This window comes from Butyrivibrio sp. INlla21, assembly GCF_900116875.1.
GTDB lineage: Bacteria > Bacillota > Clostridia > Lachnospirales > Lachnospiraceae > Butyrivibrio.
On sequence record NZ_FPCC01000010.1, the window covers coordinates 1 to 18,400 of the forward strand.

18 protein-coding genes and 1 pseudogene are annotated in these 18,400 nt (G+C 43.1%); 5 read left to right on the plus strand and 14 right to left on the minus strand.

Features of this window, described 5'->3' with window-relative positions:
* The 11 genes and pseudogenes from BM377_RS16140 to BM377_RS07360 all read right to left on the minus strand — a co-directional run.
* A pseudogene (locus BM377_RS16140) lies at positions 1-153 on the minus strand (IS5/IS1182 family transposase); the annotation flags it as partial.
* Positions 154-335: 182 nt separating this feature from the next.
* Positions 336-1,070, minus strand: a complete 735-nt coding sequence (locus tag BM377_RS07320; protein ID WP_242948118.1) for a DUF6033 family protein — start codon at positions 1,068-1,070, stop codon at positions 336-338.
* A gap of 176 nt (positions 1,071-1,246) precedes the next feature.
* Positions 1,247-1,906 (minus strand): NUDIX hydrolase, encoded by a 660-nt coding sequence (locus BM377_RS07325; RefSeq protein WP_092246032.1) that lies wholly within the window; start codon positions 1,904-1,906, stop codon positions 1,247-1,249.
* A gap of 14 nt (positions 1,907-1,920) precedes the next feature.
* Complete coding sequence (locus tag BM377_RS07330) at positions 1,921-2,739, minus strand: hypothetical protein (RefSeq protein WP_092246036.1); 819 nt, start codon at positions 2,737-2,739, stop codon at positions 1,921-1,923.
* A gap of 129 nt (positions 2,740-2,868) precedes the next feature.
* Positions 2,869-4,461 (minus strand): ABC transporter substrate-binding protein, encoded by a 1,593-nt coding sequence (locus tag BM377_RS07335; protein ID WP_092246039.1) that lies wholly within the window; start codon positions 4,459-4,461, stop codon positions 2,869-2,871.
* Positions 4,462-4,482: 21 nt separating this feature from the next.
* Positions 4,483-5,313: a carbohydrate ABC transporter permease gene (locus BM377_RS07340; protein WP_330392960.1), complete on the minus strand. Its 831-nt coding sequence runs from the start codon at positions 5,311-5,313 to the stop codon at positions 4,483-4,485.
* Positions 5,314-5,382: 69 nt separating this feature from the next.
* On the minus strand, positions 5,383-6,273 hold the full coding sequence (locus BM377_RS07345; RefSeq protein ID WP_092246046.1) for a carbohydrate ABC transporter permease: 891 nt from the start codon (positions 6,271-6,273) through the stop codon (positions 5,383-5,385).
* Positions 6,270-7,364, minus strand: coding sequence for an ABC transporter ATP-binding protein (locus BM377_RS07350; RefSeq protein ID WP_092246049.1), 1,095 nt, complete (start codon positions 7,362-7,364; stop codon positions 6,270-6,272). The genes BM377_RS07345 and BM377_RS07350 overlap by 4 nt, the downstream gene beginning before the upstream one ends.
* A 10-nt stretch (positions 7,365-7,374) precedes the next feature.
* Positions 7,375-7,545: a DUF6472 family protein gene (locus BM377_RS16335; protein ID WP_177223827.1), complete on the minus strand. Its 171-nt coding sequence runs from the start codon at positions 7,543-7,545 to the stop codon at positions 7,375-7,377.
* Positions 7,542-7,874, minus strand: a complete 333-nt coding sequence (locus BM377_RS07355; protein ID WP_092246052.1) for a cupin domain-containing protein — start codon at positions 7,872-7,874, stop codon at positions 7,542-7,544. The genes BM377_RS16335 and BM377_RS07355 overlap by 4 nt, the downstream gene beginning before the upstream one ends.
* A 15-nt stretch (positions 7,875-7,889) precedes the next feature.
* On the minus strand, positions 7,890-9,425 hold the full coding sequence (locus BM377_RS07360; protein ID WP_143104483.1) for an ASKHA domain-containing protein: 1,536 nt from the start codon (positions 9,423-9,425) through the stop codon (positions 7,890-7,892).
* Positions 9,426-9,574: 149 nt separating this feature from the next.
* On the opposite strand from BM377_RS07360, the gene BM377_RS07365 reads away from it, so the two are divergent.
* From BM377_RS07365 to BM377_RS07385, 5 genes are all read left to right on the plus strand, one after another.
* Positions 9,575-10,687, plus strand: a complete 1,113-nt coding sequence (locus BM377_RS07365; RefSeq protein ID WP_092246058.1) for an SPFH domain-containing protein — start codon at positions 9,575-9,577, stop codon at positions 10,685-10,687.
* 14 nt (positions 10,688-10,701) lie between these two features.
* Entirely contained in the window at positions 10,702-11,763 is a 1,062-nt protein-coding gene (locus BM377_RS07370) for a TFIIB-type zinc ribbon-containing protein (RefSeq protein ID WP_092246061.1), read from the plus strand.
* A gap of 23 nt (positions 11,764-11,786) precedes the next feature.
* On the plus strand, positions 11,787-12,674 hold the full coding sequence (locus BM377_RS07375) for a TPM domain-containing protein (protein WP_092246064.1): 888 nt from the start codon (positions 11,787-11,789) through the stop codon (positions 12,672-12,674).
* Between the two features lie 76 nt (positions 12,675-12,750).
* The gene (locus BM377_RS07380; RefSeq protein WP_092246067.1) at positions 12,751-14,511 is read left to right on the plus strand and encodes a GGDEF domain-containing protein; all 1,761 of its coding nucleotides are present in this window, start codon (positions 12,751-12,753) and stop codon (positions 14,509-14,511) included.
* A gap of 1 nt (position 14,512) precedes the next feature.
* Positions 14,513-16,207, plus strand: coding sequence for a GGDEF domain-containing protein (locus tag BM377_RS07385; RefSeq protein ID WP_092246070.1), 1,695 nt, complete (start codon positions 14,513-14,515; stop codon positions 16,205-16,207).
* Positions 16,208-16,216: 9 nt separating this feature from the next.
* On the opposite strand, the gene BM377_RS07390 is transcribed toward BM377_RS07385, so the two are convergent.
* Genes BM377_RS07390 through BM377_RS07400 form a run of 3 tightly spaced genes read right to left on the minus strand, consistent with a single transcriptional unit; the run spans position 16,217 to position 18,398 of the window.
* Positions 16,217-16,852: a hypothetical protein gene (locus BM377_RS07390; RefSeq protein WP_092246073.1), complete on the minus strand. Its 636-nt coding sequence runs from the start codon at positions 16,850-16,852 to the stop codon at positions 16,217-16,219.
* Positions 16,852-17,691, minus strand: a complete 840-nt coding sequence (locus BM377_RS07395) for a metal ABC transporter permease (RefSeq protein ID WP_092246076.1) — start codon at positions 17,689-17,691, stop codon at positions 16,852-16,854. Before BM377_RS07395 ends, BM377_RS07390 begins: the two co-directional genes overlap by 1 nt.
* Positions 17,688-18,398, minus strand: a complete 711-nt coding sequence (locus BM377_RS07400; protein WP_092246079.1) for a metal ABC transporter ATP-binding protein — start codon at positions 18,396-18,398, stop codon at positions 17,688-17,690. The genes BM377_RS07395 and BM377_RS07400 overlap by 4 nt, the downstream gene beginning before the upstream one ends.
* Positions 18,399-18,400: the final 2 nt, after the last annotated feature.

Here is an 18,400-nt window from a genome sequence, read left to right on the forward strand (position 1 = left end):
ATCTGATGAATACTTATCTTCAACAAGGTCATATATGAATGACCAGTCAATTGCTTTATCAATAAGCCTGAGCATGTGATCCTGAGGTACCAGATCATCCATGCTCACAAACTGCATCTGTTCACGCTTTCTTTCGGTATTAGAAGTCATCATAAAGGCTATCCCCATCCACAACTTTGATACTTTTATTATACCATAAAAAGTGCCTCAATCCCAGATAAATACAGGGCTTGTGACACTTTTTAAAAGAAAAATCCACAGCATTTGCCGTGGACTTTGTCTACAGTCTGAACGCCCCGGCTTTATGCCGAGGCGTTTTCTTTATCATATCGGGATCATCCCTTATAATCTATTGTCTGTCCTATGGTCTTCTCATAAGGCGTCTGTACTGTGTCTGCCCTCATGTTGAAATTGTAATCATCTATCTTCTTTACGAGCTCTTCCACCGAACTCGCCATAAGGATTACATAATCCTCCTCATCTTCAACGGCACTTTCCGCAGCTTTTTCCTGAAGCTTTTCAGCCTGCTCTTTCTTGGCTTCCTTCTTGGCCTCAGCCTTTTCTTCAGCCTTCTTCTCAGCTCTTTTCTCTGCCAGCTTCTCTGTCATCTCCTGTGAAGACTTACGCATTACCGCAAAGAAAGATGCTGTTCCGTTGTCTTCAACCTGTATTCCGATGGTCTTTACATTGCTCTTGTTCTCCATGATGGACTTGAGCTCAGGCATCTTACTCTGAGCATTGGCAATGAGACCTTCATACTTGGCGCGGTATTCTTCATCCGTCGCCATTCTCTCTATCTTTTCCTCATCGATAAGGACAACCATCCTGTTGGCGTTTCCGAAAGAGCTTGCATTCTGCTTGGCATAGTCTTTCATATCCTTACTTACGAGAACAAAATCCATTCCGGAGAATTTCTTTTTAAGCTCTTCGTAGTACTTCGCGCCCTCTTCAGAGAGTTTTGCCTTACCGATGGTCTTTCCGTAATTTCCGGTAGACTTCTCAGTCTTTGCTGCCTGCGCAGCGTCATACGTTCCGGCTATTCCTGCCGATACTTCAGATATATTACTCATGGTTCCCTCCATTTCTCAAGATTACTCTTGCAAGTGCATTTTCCTTCGGCTTCCCGAAAAAATGCACATGGCTTCCCTGCCTTTTCGTTTCTAAATAATATATCGGCAATTATCAGAAAAAAATAAGAATTGAAGTACAATTTTTTGCACCTCAATTCTTATAATGTTTAATCCTATTATTTCCACATATCAAGCGAAAAATACATAAGCGCCGCCCAAGTATATACAGAATAAAAATGCCCTCTGTTGTCGACTCCGTCCTTAAGTATCTTCTTCGCTTCGTCTTTGGTTATAAGAGAGAACCCGTCAAAGCATTCCTGCCCCTCGGCTCCGTCCTGCGTAAGACCCGAAAGATCATGATCGTTAAGCACAACGCACACAAGAGCATTGCTCTCATCCGTCATACCGGGCGTGCTGAAAAGAAGCGGATTTATAACCTTAAGCTCATCCTTATTCTCGTCAACAACAATTCCCGTCTCTTCATGAATCTCCCTTATCGCGGTAGTAAGGATCGGTTCCTTCGCATTAGCGTCTTCGGGATCAAGAAGTCCTGCGGGCACGCTCAAAAGAAATCTTCCCGTAGGATATCTGTATTCATATGACAAAAGAAGCTTCGGCTCTTCGCCTGTTTTATTGCATATAACCACGCAGCTGACCGCATCGGGAAGCATCGACTTAAACTCTTCCTCTGTCTTGGTAGCAACCAGATTGTCCTGCGATCTTCTGGTCGCGTCATAATAATGTTTTCCCTCTGTGTGCTTTAGATCAAATACTCGTAAGAACTTTTTGTCAGTGACAAGCTCTACACATTCTTTTGTAATCTTGGGTCCCTGCATAATATCTCCGTCTATTACTTCACGATTACCTTTGTGATATGAGGGTTAACTCCCTGATACCAGTAAAGGAATCCTTCAAGATCTACTGTCTGTCCGATCTCAAGACCTTCTACAGCCTTGTATACATCTGAATCCTTGTCGCAAAGGTAAGACTCAACCGTGAAATTGTATGTCTTTCCGTCAATTGAAACATTGAAGTAAAGATCATCACCCTGCTCACCTGAGCCGTCCCACTTATAAAGATAAGCAACCTCGTTGCCGTTTGCATCAGTTGAAGCCTCAACCGTCATTCCCTTAAATGCAACGAACTTGTTCTGATTTTCAATAAGCTCATCTGTTCCGAGAAGTGCTGTTACATCCTGCGCGGGAGCAATATAGCTTCCTTCCTCGATCTCGAATGTTGCGTCTGAGATCTCAACTTCGCCTTCCCACTCTGACTTGTAACCTGTAACCTTGATCTTGGTTCCGGGAGTAAGCTTAGCATAATCCTCCTCGGAGCAAGCCATCTCATAAAGGAAATAAGCGCCGTCCTGATCCTGTGTATAAACAGTTGCCTTATCTTCCCACCATGACTGCTTGGCCTGTACATAAGTCTCAACAACAACTTCACTGTCAATTTCGGCTGCGGCATACTCTGCGTATGTCATAACGCCTTCCGACTTAACATCCTCAAAAGTTTCCGTTACTACAGATACTGCTTCGCTTGCAGCCTCTACTGCCTCAGAAGCGGCTTCGCCGGCGGTCTCTGCTGTCTGCTCTGCCTTCTTGGGCGTGCATCCGATCATTGAAACAGCCAGACCCATTACCAAAACAAGTGCCAATGTTTTTTTCATAATATTCCTCCCTGTTCGTGCATGCGCTCATCTGTGTTGCGTCACGCCGTGTCTTTCAAACAATGAAATTATACTAGATTATATAAAAAATAAAAACACTTATTTAAGTAACAACCTTGCATATATCCGTTATTTCTTTTTCCGTGAAGAAACCTTGTCAAAAACGGCATATCCACCGATCATCACCCAAGCAAGAACAATAGCGGTCAAAAGAATTACCGAAGCGGCCGGAAGTTTTCCGAGTTCGGCTTTTCCTCCGAGACTTTCTCCACCCGCTCCCCGGTCAAGATGATACAAAGATCTTACATCCTTGTAGAGCCCATCAATATAGGCATCATCCACTGTCTTTTTACGCCTTACGGACTTAACCACGTTCTCGATAAGCTGTCCCGAAGCATCTCGCACAGAAGCCGATCCGTTAAAAACAGGCGTCACAAAGGTATTTCCCGTATTGGCCATCAAAAGCTCCGCAGCATCTATCTTAACTTTGTAATGCTCATTGTTGTCGCTACCTTTTTTACCAAGATAATCTTTATATTCAGGAGCATTCTGAGCCTTGCTCGTAACAGGTACATAGCCCTCCGTTTTGGAATAAGCTATCTGAACATCATTGGTCAAAAGATATTGTGCAAAGATCCACGATGCCAGAACAACCTGTGGATCCTGCTTGTTAAATACGCATATAGAAGGTCCCTGTGAGATCATACATGGATTCTCGGGATCATACTGCGGGATTGTCATTACCCTTGTATCAAAATCGACCATCTTTTCTTTTGCGATATCAACAAGCGGCGCATCGGATCCCATCCAGGAAGCTCCCGCCGTTGAATCGACCGCAAAGATACACTGTCCCGCATTTAGGAAATTAGCGGGATAACCTGATACCTTAAAGGTTGAAAAAGCACCGGTTTTTACGTGGCCGGCGATAGTCTTAAGAACCTCTTTTGTGTCATCGTTAAAAAGAAGGATATTGCCGTCTGTATCCGAATATCCGGCGCCAAGCTGCTTAAGACTCTGTATCATCATGTTATCCGTAGACTTATAGATAAACGGGATCATAACCTGCTGCCCATTGACCGCAAACGTTCCGTCTGCGTTCTTCTCCATAGCTGCCTCGGAAACCTCCCACACAAAATCCCATGTAAGAGTTTCGGGAAGCTCGTATCCAAGCTTCTTCACATATGTCTCATTTACATAGCAGGCTTCGGTAGATCTCATATACGGAATGGCGTAATGCTTATCACCTATCATACACTCGGAAAGAAACTCAGGAACTATCTCCTCTTTTTTGGGCGAGTCAAACTTAAGCTCCGAACCGCCAAGTCCGTATTTCTCATCCTCAAAAAGCTCATCCAAAGAAAGTACCGTGTTGTTACCGGTCAGATACGTCGCAATGTGATCCGGATATGTAATGCATACATTCGGAGTTGTTCCCGTTGAAATATTGGTGATGACATCGTTATATATCTTGCCGTAGTCGGTATAAAATCTGACATTTACGGTTATATTCGGATATAGTTTTTCAAAGTCATCGATCGCTTTCGAATATATTCTTGTCTGATTTACATTGGTGTCGTTCTTGGCCCAAAAGGTAAGCTCTATCTTTTTGGATTCATCAAGTTCACCGGGAATATCAAATTCCGCAGATTCCCTTGCTCCGTGGCAACCTGTCAGAAGCACCGATATGCATATGAATGTAATTATCTTCTTTAATACTTTCATCTTTATCCTCGCCGGGTTATCTCAGCCCTTTGTTCCGCCCCTTGCAACGCCTGCCATGATCTTGCGTCTGAAGATCAAAAAAAGTACAACCAAGGGAACCGAGATAACAACAACCGCCGCCATCATAGCGGGAACATTCTCTCTTCCGAATCCGTTCTCTCTGATCTCCTGAATACCGTTGGAAACAAGGAAATAATTGGAATCATCGGTTATAAGTCTCGGCCAGACATACGAATTCCAGCACTCAATGACCTTTAATATAATTATGGTAATTATCGTAGGTTTGGATATAGGAAGCATGACCTTCCAAAGATATCTGAAATCGGAAGTTCCGTCGACCTTGGCCGCCTTATATAATTCCTCGGGAATCTGCTCAAAATTCTCTTTTAACAGATAAATATAGAAGACCGAAGTTACGGAAGGAAGTATAAGTCCAAGGAATGTATTTCTGAGATCAAGGTTTGTGATCGTAACGAAATTCGTGATGATAACAAGCTCATTGGGGATCATCATAAGAGAAAGAAACATCGAAAACAAAATATCTTTTCCCTTAAAATCAAGCCTTGCAAACGCAAACGCCGAAAGGATAACAACAAACATCATTATCGCCGTTGTGACCACCGTAAATACAAATGTATTGAAAAAATACCTTGCAAGCGGAACAGCGGTAAATGCCGTTATATAGTTATCCATAGTGGGCGCTAAAGTAAAAAACTTAGGGACATACTCGGAATTGTATGAACCGTAGCTTTTTACCGAAGTAAGGATCATCCAATAAAACGGAAAAAGGACAATAATTCCCCAAAGAGACAGAAAAAGATGCGTTCCGATCTTTCCCAGTCTCTTTTGCACGGCTGACCTTATTTCAATTTTTCTATTCTCCGATTCGTTCATATAATACCTTTAAAACCTTTCAGACGATCAGCTGTAATAAACCGTCTTTTTGCTGACCATCAGATTTATGGTAGTTATCGTAAATACTATTGTAAAAAGAATGAGTGCTGCCGCAGATGCATAGGAAGGATATCCTCCGCTGTTTCCGTAGAGCATGTCATAGACATAGCCCACTATCGTGTTCATTCCCGCAGCATTAAGATCCGTTCCGAAAAGAGCGACCTCATCGCTGTATGCTTTGAACGCCCCGATAAATCCGGTGATCACCAGATAAAAGACCATAGGCGATATCATTGGAAGTGTGATCTTGTAGAACACTCTCCACTTTGGCGTTGCGTCAACCTGCGCAGCCTTGTAGTACATCGGATTGACCGATGCAAGCGCAGCCGTAAGAATAAGTATCTTAAACGGAAGCACGATCCATATCGTATAGAAGCACATAACAAACATCTTAGCCCAGTACGGACCCGAGATAAAATCAACAGACGGACCTCCGAAGAACTGAATCAGCAGCGAAATAAGCCCGTCCGAGTATGCTGTTTTTTTGAACAGGATCATGAAAACAAGACCGACCGCCAACGTGTTGGTGACATACGGAAGAAAGTAAACCGTCTGGAAAAAATCTCTCAAAACCTTGATCGAGCTTAGCTCAAGAGAGATCAAAAGAGCGATTCCCGTAGATAAGGGAACCGTGATAATTACAATTATAAAAGTATTTTTCAGCGCCTGAATAAAATAAGGATCGTGAAGAACATAGGAATAGTTGTAAAAACCCGTTCCCCAGAATTTTCCGGATGCAAAATTATACCCCTCTTCGAAGGAGTAAATAAGTACATCAACAAGCGGATATACCATAAATATCAAAAGAAATAGCAAAGCCGGAAGAAGACACAGCCATGCGGTCAGATTCTTTTTCATAGCTTTATCCTCTCCTCGGTAGCCTTGTCAAAAAGGCGCACTTTAAATGGTTTTAAAGAAAACGATACCGTTCCGTCCTCATGGTCTACCGCCTCTTCGGATGGAATGATCGCTCTGATGTTATCTCCCAAAAACTTATCATGTAATGCAACAACGCTGGTATCTCTGCCCATTACTTCTCTGTTTATAAACTTGCAGGTAAGAGCACCGTTTTTGTCCACAATAAAGCCTTCCGGTCTTATCGCAACATAAACTTCCCTGTCACTGACACCCGCCGCATCAAGAACGGCCTTATCATCTATATGGACCTTGCCGCCTTCTACTTTACCTTCAAATACATTGATCTGCGGCGTTCCAAGAAACTTGGCAACAAAAAGATTCACAGGCTCATCGTATATTTCCTGCGGCTTACCCATCTGCTGAAGCACTCCGTCTTTCATAACTACGATAGTGTCGGAAATACTCATCGCTTCTTCCTGATCGTGAGTTACAAAAACCGTCGTAATGCCGGTCTCCACCTGAATCCTCTTAAGCTCCTCCCTGGTCTGAAGACGAAGTCTTGCATCAAGATTGGATAAAGGCTCATCAAGCAAAAGAACTCTCGGCATCTTAACAAGGGCTCTTGCTATCGCAACTCTCTGCTGCTGACCACCCGACATCTCGGAAGGTCTCCTGTCCAGAAGCTCCGTTATCTGCACAAGAGCAGCCGCCTCCTGCACTCTTTTTTCCATTTCTTCCTTGGAAAGCTTGTCTTTACCGCGTAGATTCTCAAGCGGAAATCTTATATTCTCGCGCACCGTAAGATGCGGATAAAGCGCATAGTTCTGGAATACAAGTCCCACTCCCCTGTTTTCGGGAGGAAGATTTGTAACATCGATATCGTCAAAAAATATCTGTCCCTCTGTAGGCTTCTCAAGACCGCAGATAAGATTGAGCGCAGTACTCTTGCCGCAGCCCGAAGGTCCCAAAAGGCCTATAAGCTTACCGCCCTCTATTTCAAAATCAAAATCATTTACCGCAATGACCTCATCTTTTATCTTCTTGTTTCTGTTCGGAAATTTCTTGGTGAGGTGCTTTAATACTATCTTCATACCCATCCCCTTACATCTGGTGCCTTACAACCTTGTATTCATCATCGTCCTGATAATACGGACACTCTTTTGCTCCGCCGCTCATAAATCTTGCGTAGTCATCCTCGTCCATATTTACCATGCAGGTATAGCATTCCCAATCCTCGTCATAAACATAATTGGCACAAGTATCACAGATCATACAAAATCCTCTCTCATTGGATTAAAGATATCAAGAAGAACTCCTTTTTCCAGGCAGACACAACCATGCACCACATCATTTGTCTTGAGCATGCTGTCTCCCGCTCTTACAACCTTCCTGACACCGTCAATCTCAAATTCAAACTCGCCGCTCACAACATAAGTTATCTGCGTATGCGGATGATGGTGCAATGCGCCTATCGCTCCCTTTTCAAAAGAATTCTCGACGCACATAAGGTCTTTGCTGTAGGCAAGCACGCGTCTTGTAACTCCGCCGCCCATATCCTGCGCATCAACATCCTTATAAAACACCCATCTGTCATCTATCATAATAAACCTCCGAGATCAAAAATTCATCGCTTCCACAAAAGTATCATCAAAATCATCTTTATTTGCAAGGATCAGTTCGCTTGCAGAATCTTTTATCTCTGTCAAAAGAGCTGTCTCTTCCGCTTCATTTTTCTCTTCGTAAAGCGCAGCCGAAAGAAATTTAAGCGCCCCCTTAAGAGATGTATTTCCTACGCCTTCGCAGTTCCCTCTGATCGAACCGGGAAACATCTTAAGCGGTGTTATTGCTTCGTAATCAATATTGGTTCCAAAGCCCCCTGAAATAAAGACTTTATCAGGCACCTCTCCGTCAAGAAGCTGCCTTATTCCGGAGTTAACGGCAGCCTTCGCAAGTTGAATATTTCTTATATCTCCCTGCGTGAGCCTTACCTTTCCGTCTTTTGTAAAAGAAAAACCATCTTCAAAAAACTCATCTGAAAGAAGACCATCCGATGATATCACACCTACTCTTACAAGCTCCGCCACAGCCTCCATAACTCCGGTTCCGCAAAGACCTATCGGAGCCTTGTCTCCTATGGTTTCATAGCTTGTTTTAAGATCGTCACTGATCTTAATATGCGATATCGCACCCGGAACTGAAGCTACTCCGCACTCGATTGTTCCACCCTCAAACACGGGACCTGCCGCCGTTGAGCATATCTTAAGCTTACTTCCGTCATAATAAGCCATCTCACCGTTGGTACCAAGATCCAGAAGAAGCCTCTTTTCACCCTTCTTGATCAGCTCCGTATAATATACGCCGGATAGAATATCGGCCCCTACAAATGCCGTAAATCCAGGCATCAAAACTGTTTTTATACCATAAAAATCACATTGCTCGATCTTAAGATTCGTTGTCTTATATGGGTATCTTCCAAGACTCTCCACGCTTATGTTTCTGAATATATGAAGCATAGTCGTGTTACCCGCTACAACAAGCAGATCAACATTTTGATCAATGTCTTTTCTAAGTTCATTTACAAGCTCTTTCACATCAGCCGTGACGATCTCATTTAGCTTTTTAAGCCCCGCTTCATCGGAAGCGTAAGCAATTCTTGATATCACATCGTCCCCATACTGCCTCTGATGATTGATCGTCGATCCTGTCTTAATAACAGTGGTCTCGCCGTTCCCTGCTATTCCAAGAAGTGCCGCCGCGATTGTTGTAGTTCCGATATCAACGGCAATTCCGTATTTATTTTTGCCATCAGAAGCGCTGAATACTCCGGCATCAACGTTCTGCGCCACTATACTTTCTTCATCTACGCCGCCCGGAACGTTTACTTCGCAGTCTCCGTCAAGCACACACCTGCATAGAAGCCTATAGCCATCCGAAAGCTTTTTTTCCGAAATATAAGTACTGTCCGCAGACGTTAGTCTCGGCGCTCCCGTCACAAACCTCACCTTGCATTTCCCGCACCTTCCGTTTCCTCCGCACGGGAAAAGATAAGAGATTCCTTCCGCCTCCAGAACATCCCTAAGAAGCTTACCTCTGACGGTCTCTATATTATGAATTTTTCCTTTGTAATTTATCTTTATTTTTATCTTTTTCACGACATCTCCACCCACTAAACATAATGATATCACAAAGGTCGGAAATTTTTGCCCCGTTATGGTTTTTTAGATACAAATGTGCGAAAATAGATATTACCTAGTTTATTTAAAGTTTGACCAATTTTTTTAGGTTATGAAAGGAGATAGTTATGGGGCTTATTCAAGCAGCAATGGCAGCAGGCGGAAGCGTGCTCGCAGATCAATGGAGGGAATACTTTTACTGTCCTGCACTTTCAAATGACACTCTTCTTACAAAGGGCGAGAAGAAGGCAGGCAGAGGATCAAATAAGAAAGGCAATGATAATGTCATCTCTGACGGTTCGATCATTGCAGTCAACGAAGGTCAGTGCATGATCCTTGTGGATCAGGGACAGATCACGGAGATCTGCGCAGAAGCAGGAGAATTCGTTTATGACACATCAAGCGAACCTTCTATCTTCTACGGAGACCTGGGAGAAGCTATCGTTAACAGCTTTAAGCAGTTCGGCAAAAGACTCGGTTTCGGCGGCGACGCAGCCAAGGATCAGAGAGTTTATTTCATAAATACAAAAGAGATTCTCGGAAACAAGTACGGAACGGTTAATCCGATTCCTTTCCGCGTAGTTGATACAAACATCGGCCTTGATATGGATGTAAGCATCAAGTGTCACGGCGAGTTCAGCTACCGTGTCATCGATCCCGTGCTTTTCTACAAGAACATCTGCGGAAATGTATCGGGAGATTTCAAAAAAGATCAGATCGAATCTCAGCTTAAGAGCGAGCTCCTTACAGCTCTTCAGCCTGCATTTGCAAAGATATCCGAGATGGGAATCCGTTACAGCGCTCTTCCCGGACACACAAACGAAATTGCCAATGCATTAAACGAAGTTCTTTCCGATAAATGGGATGACTTCTACGGAATCAAGATCTCAAGCTTCGGTGTAAGCTCTGTAGTAGCTGACGAAAAAGACGAAAAGACTATCAAAGAGCTCCAGAAAGCAGGCGCTCTTCGCAATCCCAATATGGCAGCAGCTACGCTTGCAAGCGCACAGGCTCAGGCTATGCAGGATGCAGCCAAGAACACTTCAGCTGGTCCCATGATGGCCTTCGCCGGAATGAACATGGCTCAGCAGGCAGGCGGAATGAACCCCAATCAGTTGTTTAACATGGGCGCCGCTCAGGCAGCTCCCCAGCAGAACGCCGGAACATGGACATGCTCATGCGGTAACGTTAACACAGGTAACTTCTGCCCTAACTGCGGATCACCCAGACCCGCCAACTGATCATAGAGGATAATATGGCTTTACAAGAATATGAGTGCCCCGCCTGTGGCGGGGCAATGGAATTTAATCCGCATACACAAAAGCTCAAATGCCCATATTGTGATTCGGAATTTGATGTAAAAGACTATGTTGCCAACCATAACTCATCCTCACAGGGAGAAGCTGTCGACGACTCTTCTTCCGGACAGGCCAATGCTTCAAGCGAACCCATGTATATATACTCTTGCGGTTCCTGCGGAGGTGAGATACTTGCAACAGAGTCTCTTGGATCAACCAAATGTCCCTTCTGTAACAACAATATCGTTGTAAAAGAAAAGTTCACCGGTGAATTCAAGCCTGACTACATCATACCTTTTCAGAAGACCAAGGACGATGCCATCGCTACTTACACCAAGTACGTTAAATCAAAAAAGCTTGTTCCCAAGGTTTTCCTTGAAAAGAATCACATTGATGAGATAAAGGGTGTATATGTACCCTTTTGGCTTTTTGATGCAAAAGAAAGCTTTATGGGAGAATATGAGGCTACCAAAGTAAGAACTTGGAGCGATGCAATCTATAACTATAGGGAAACCAAGTACTACAGCGTATTCAGAGCAGGTACGGAATCTTTTGAAAGAGTCCCCGCTGACGGATCCAGAGAAATGCCCGATGATCTTATGGAATCGCTTGAACCGTTTGATTACAACAAAATGGTTCCTTTCAACATGGGCTATCTCGCCGGCTTTTTTGCCAATAAATACAATGTTGATGCCTTGGAATGTCAACCACATGCATTTAAAAGAATGGATGCCACAACAGCGGCAGATTTCAGACGTACGGTGTCAGGCTATGCTTCCGTAAGAACTCTTTCAGAGAACTTCGGAACCGTTACATCGTCGCACAAATATGCGCTCTATCCTGTTTATATGCTTAGCACCACATGGAATGACAAGAACTTTATCTTCGCCATGAACGGACAAAACGGCAAGTTTGTCGGAGACCTTCCGTTTAGCATGACGCAGGCACTTAAGTACTATATCCCTATAACACTTGTTGCCTCATTGATCGTTTTCTTCTTCATGGCTTTCGTATTCTGATAGATAACGGAACAATTATCAATATGAGAAAACACATACACTTAAGAAAATTACTTATAACAGCATTGTCGGTGACTTTTCTGAGCTTTTTATGTGTAGCACCCGTATGCGCTTCTTCATCGGATCTATGGGACAGCTACAACGTTCCGAGCTCAAGGCAAAAGCCAAGACTTCTTGATAATGCCGATCTTCTTTCTCCCGATGAGGAAAAAGATATTCTGGCTAAGCTGGACACACTGAGTGAAAACAGGGGAAGTAATATCTGTATCCTTACAACTCCTTCTCACACCGGCCCCATTCAGGATTTCGCCGATGATTATTTTGATTACAACGGCTTTGGCGCGGACTACAACGAAAGCGGTGCTCTTTTCATGCTCAGTATGTCTGACAGAGAATGGGCTATAAGTACTTCCGGAGATGCCATCTATGCCTTCACCGATTACGGACAAGAGGTGATGATGGACAAAATGCTCCCGTATTTAAAAAACGGTGATTATCACGGCGCATTCTGTAAGTACATAGAAGTCTCGGATTATTATCTGGATCTCTATGCAAAGGGAACACCTTATGATGTGCAGAGCGGCTCGATCAAGGCTCCTCGCACCCGTGCCGATTACATAAGATTTTTATTAATGAGCTTGGGAATAGGTGCCATCCTTTCGATCTTCCCAATAGCGGCTATGGCTTCGCAATTAAAGACCGTGCACAAACAGCCTGCCGCCAATGATTACAGATCGCATGACGGACTGATAGTCAATAAGCACACAGACCAATTTATCAGAAGTCATGTTTCTCGCCACATGAGAAATACCGACAGTGGAAGCGGAAGCAGAAGTCACGGAGGCGGCGGAAGCTCCATCCACACTTCAAGCTCAGGTCATTCACACGGCGGAAGTCACGGACATTTCTAATTATCATTTCTTTATTATCTAAATACTGTCAAAGCATTCTCTTTTGAGCTATACTTATAGCATAGGAGGAGCGTCTTTGAAAATAAGAACAAGGATGCAGGCAGCTGTACTTTCGATCCTGGCGATCGCTATAACGGCTGCCGCAGTTATCTTCTTAGGCGGAGATAAATACAATACCCCAAACCGTCATCCCGTAGTTCAGCTTGAAGAAGGCTGGACTATTCATCGTGGGGATTCCACCTATTCTGTCGACAAACTATCAACCACAAGCTTTGACATAATGAACAAGTATGACACCATCACTCTGGTAAACACTCTTCCCCATCTGGATCTTAAACCGGCAACCATTCATTTTCGCTCTTTTCTTTCCACAGTTGATGTTTATGTGGATGGAAAAAAGATCTATTCTTACGGAAAAGAATACGCCGAGAAAAATAAAATGATCCCAAAAGTTCAAAACTATGTTCCTCTTCCCGACAATTACGCCGGAAAAGAAATCAGAATAGTTTTCAAATCTTATGAGAATAACGCCTTTTCAGGCTTTACTCCCATTACTTTGGGTGACTGCGAAGATATATCTATGTTTCTTTTGCAAAAACACAGACTCCCTCTTGTTGTCGGTGTTTTCATGATCGTTTTCGGTATCCTGACGTTGATCTTGGCTCCTTATATTATTTTCTACAACTTCCATGATTACAGCATAATATTCAGTGCCTTCGTAACTCTTATCCTGGGCATCTACGTTTTGTGCTTTAACGATCTCTTTTCCCAGATTTCAGACAAAGTGGGCATCTTTTCATTTATCGAATATCTTGCCCTGTTTATGATACCGGGTACGATACTTGCTTTTGTGCTTGCCGCCAATCAGCTTGAGCAAAAGTATCTCGGCTATATTATTCTTATATTCAACGCCATGTTCGTTTTCGGCACGGCGATCATGCACATATTGAACATATGTCACATCTGTGCTTTTGTATCCTGGCTTCACATCCTCTCTATTATCGAGGGTGTCCTTGTAATATCAATACTCATAGTTAATACGGTCAAAAAATACATCTCAAACAAGGAAGATCTACACAAAAGATTTATGTCCACAAATGTCCTCCTGTTCGGACTTATAGTAACTCTTTTGTTCTCTATCATAGACATCGTAAAATACAATGTTTTCAAATACTTTGGTATGGAAGATATTAACGCGGATATAGATTTTATGACCGTCGGCGCTCTTCTCTTTTCCATCTGTCTTCTTCTTAATTACTTCTATCACTGTATAGAATACATAAGCGAAGAGACGGTGAAAAAACAGCTCGAGGGTCTCGCTTACACAGATGCTCTCACCGGGCTTTTTAACAGAACCAAGTGTGAACTGACACTTGCCGGTCTAAAAGGAAAATACACGATAATCAGCTTTGACCTTGATTATCTAAAATACACCAACGACAACTACGGTCATGCAGCGGGAGATGAGCTACTCAACGGATTTGCGGATCTACTCAGACAGAGCTTTTTTGACGCCGCCATCATCGGAAGAATGGGCGGAGATGAATTCATCGTAATCCTTCCATATGTCGATGACAACAGAACAGAAAACGGACTGGCTCTTCTCACCGATCTTATGATAGATAAAAACGAAAATGAGCCCGTTCTTCGTTATTCAGCATCGTGGGGTTATGCAAGCAGCGAATCTCTTAAGCCGAAGCTTACAGGAAATGCGCAGTCAGTATATCTTCTTGCCGATAAGCGCATGTATACCATGAAAAAAATTCATCACAACGAATCTCTGGGTCGTCTGTACGACGATCTTATGAAGAATGCAGCTCTGAAGGGAGGTGTGTGATATGCTGACCAAAAAGCGCGTTATCGCAACTCTTCTTTCAATCCTCATAATGGTAATTATCTTCTCACTCTGTCACCATATCTTTGCAATTCACCCCGACTACCCGATAGAGTTTATGGATGAAGGCTGGGACGTTACCATTAACACAGAAAATTATAAGAACATTAAGATGTCTGAAATATTCACCGTCATGGATTCAAAGCTTAAACACGGTGATGTTATCTTCATGTCCAAAACACTTCCCGATCTCGGAAAAATACCATTTCCCGCAATTTCATTCAGAAGCAGATATACCACGCTCGAATGCTTTATCGACGGCGAACTGATATACAAATACGGTCTTACTATGTACCGCGAAGACAAATTCATCGGAAAAATGATGCATTTTATTACCCTGCCCAATTATTATGCCGGAAAACAGATCACGTTCAAAATGCTCGCAGAAGAAAACGATGCATTTACCGTTCTTGAAGGTCCGTCACTTGGTTCAACTCCGGAACTTAGGATGAACTTTATCAACTCACATCTATTTATTATTGCAGCCGGAATGGCGCTGTTTGTCTTCGGTATCGTGTTCCTTATGTTGAGTCTTTTGTTTGTAACGGCTATACCCGACATTGCAGTCCAGCTCTACTCATCACTTATGTGTATCAACTTGGGGGCATGGCTCCTTAGTTATTACAATGTATTATCACTTTTTGTTTATGCTCCGCTCGAAACGCAGATTGAATATTTTACTTTGTATCTTATAGTCCCGTTTTGCTACATAATCCTTTACTGCATACAAAAGCCGGAAAAGAAAAAGCTGTTTTTCGCATTCTTTATAATCAGCAGCTTGATCCCTTTCTTCCAGTTTATCCTGCACTTTAGTTTCAACATACACCTTAGGGCAACTCTCCCTATGTATCATGTAGACTGTGTTGTGGGCTTTATTGTTGTAATCTACTATACGATCAACAGCATACGTAAGAAAAACATCTCTTCCGCAGGCATGATACAGATGATCGGTCTGTTTATCTTTACGATTGCCGAATTTATACATCTGATCGTATATATCTTGGGGCCGCAAAGAGCTCAGATAACATCGCTTACAGCAAAAGTCACCATTGCAGGCGGATGTCTTTTCTTCGTAATCTGCCAGATTGCTTATTATCTTTTGTATATTACAAAGACTTTCGCGCAGAGGCAGGAGTATGCATCACTGTCGCGCCTTGCCTATGCTGACGGACTTACAAATCTATCCAACAGAGCTAAGTCCGATAAAGCTCTTATGGATCTTAATAAGGCAAAAACCGACTATTGCATAATCAGTATCGATCTTAACGGACTTAAGCCTATTAACGATAAATACGGACACCTCTCAGGTGATAAGTACATAAAAGACTTTGCTAAAGTTCTTACAAATACATTTGAAGAGCTTGGTCTTTGCGCCAGAATCGGCGGAGACGAATTCCTTGTCATCATTGAAGATGCCTCGGATCTTGATATTGAAGCACTTATCGGAAGAATGAACAGTGCTCTTAGTGTCATGAATGCACTTTATCCGGAATATCAAAGAAGCGTAGCCTCAGGCTACGCTTACAAGCATGAATGTCCGGATAAAGATTCTCACGAAGTTTATCTTCTCGCGGATCAACGTATGTATGAAAACAAAAGACGAATGCACGAAGAACTCGGTATTGCTTTAAGAGTTTGACACTCCCTGCTAATTAGCATTTTTCTTAGTGAATTTAGCATTTCGGAGCGTACAGTACGTCTCTCCGTCGTCATCATATGTATCAAAAACACCCTCTACTATGATCTCATCGTCAACTTTAGGAAAATCATCGGGGTATTTATATTCTTCCGTAGGTTCAAATTCGACTCCCTTCGCACAGCACGCTGCTGCGTCAGGTACAAAGCACGTAAAATAACGCTTGTCTGTAGACTCGACATACATTTCCGAAAAAAGGCCTTCGAGCTTGATCGTCTTTCCGACAAAATTCTCCGGATAAAAAACCATATTGAAAACTACTGAATAAGTCATGGTTGAAGACTGACCCGTCAGATCGATCGTGTCCCCAAAATCATCCATATATTCTGCGGTATGCATTGATGTTGCTGCGGAAGACACCGCTGTATCAGGTCCGATAGCGGCGGTATTGGAACCGGTAGCGGAATCGAACGAACCGGAATTGTCTGCGTTCGATCCGGATGCATCCTCTTTTGCCATCTGTTCTTCCAAAACATCATTTACACTTTTGGATCCACCGTTATTCCTTGAATTCGTACCCGCAACATCACCGCATCCCGTAAGACACAGTGCTACAACAAGCACCGTAGCAATAAGCTTTCCTCTCATCATGCACCTCCTTTTATTGCTGCTATCAAGGAAGTGATGGCGAATGCGCAAACATCGGCGATAACAATTGTTGATCCTACCGGTGTTCCCACAAGGACTGAAAAGATCATTCCGGAAAAAGCGCATACCACTGACAATACCGCTGCAAAAACAGTAACGCCCAAAAAGCTTTTAAACAGTCTCATTGCAGAGATAGCAGGGAATATTACCAGCGCCGAAATAAGAAGTGAACCCACAAGGTTCATTGAGACAACGATGATAACTGCTATCATTATCGCTATCAACAGATTATATCCATCTGCATTTACTCCCGTAGCTTTTGAAAAATCCTCATCGAAAGTGACCGCAAAGATCTTGTTGTACAGAAAAATAAACATCACAACAACAATCACTGAAAGTATTGCACAAATGATCACTTCATTCTTGGTAAGCGTAAGTATCGACATAGATCCAAACAAAGTGCTGCACACATCTCCGGATACATTGGCCGACGTTGTAAAAACGTTCATAAGAAGATAACCGAAAGCAAGTGCTCCGACTGACAGCATCGCTATAGCCGCATCGCCTTTTATCATAGCTTTCTGTCCGTTTTTAAGGAGTAACACCGCACATATAACGGTCACCGGAAGAATGAGCAAAGTCTGATTAGTCAGCTTAAGCACGCTTGCAACAGCCATCGCACCGAAAGCAACGTGTGACAAGCCGTCACCAATATACGAAAAACGCTTAAGCACTAAAGTAACTCCAAGGAGTGAGGCTGAAAGAGCGATAAGTATACCGACTATAAACGCATATCTTACAAACGAATAGCTGAAAAATAATGTAAGCTTATCCATCATGCCCAGTCACCTCCTTCTTTGCTAAGGAAAAACTTTCCTTCTTCACTGTTTACGTATTCTTCTTTTGTTCCGAAGAAAACCTCTTTTCCTATATGCAGAACATGGCTTGCATACTTAGCAGCCGCATGGATATCATGGGATATCATGATTATTGTGATACCGCTGTCGTTAAGCTCTTTAATAAGCTCATACATCTCAGCGGTAACCTTAGGATCAAGTCCGGAAACAGGTTCATCCAGCAAAAGAACCTTTCTCGTAGCGCAAAGCGCTCTCGCAAGAAGGACTCTCTGCTGCTGTCCGCCCGAAAGCTCTCTGTAGCATCTCTTCTTAAAGCCCAAGATGCCCATATGTTCCATGTTTTCCAAAGCGATCTTTTTTTCTTCTTTAGTATAAAAAAATCTGGCTCCCATGTGAGACTGGCATCCGGAGAGAACAATCTCCCAAACCGAAGCGGGGAAATCTCTTTGCACCACAGTCTGCTGAGGAAGATAACCTATCTCGTTCGCCTTTAGGCCGTCACCTATAGTGATCTTGCCACCCATAGGATCCTGAAGGTGTAAAAGAGTCTTCATAAGAGTACTCTTACCCGAACCGTTCTCTCCCACTATGCAAAGATAATCGCCTTCGTTGACTTCAAAACTAATCCCATCTGCAACGATCATCCTGTCATATCCAAGGGTCAGATCTTTTATGGAAATAAGTGCCATTT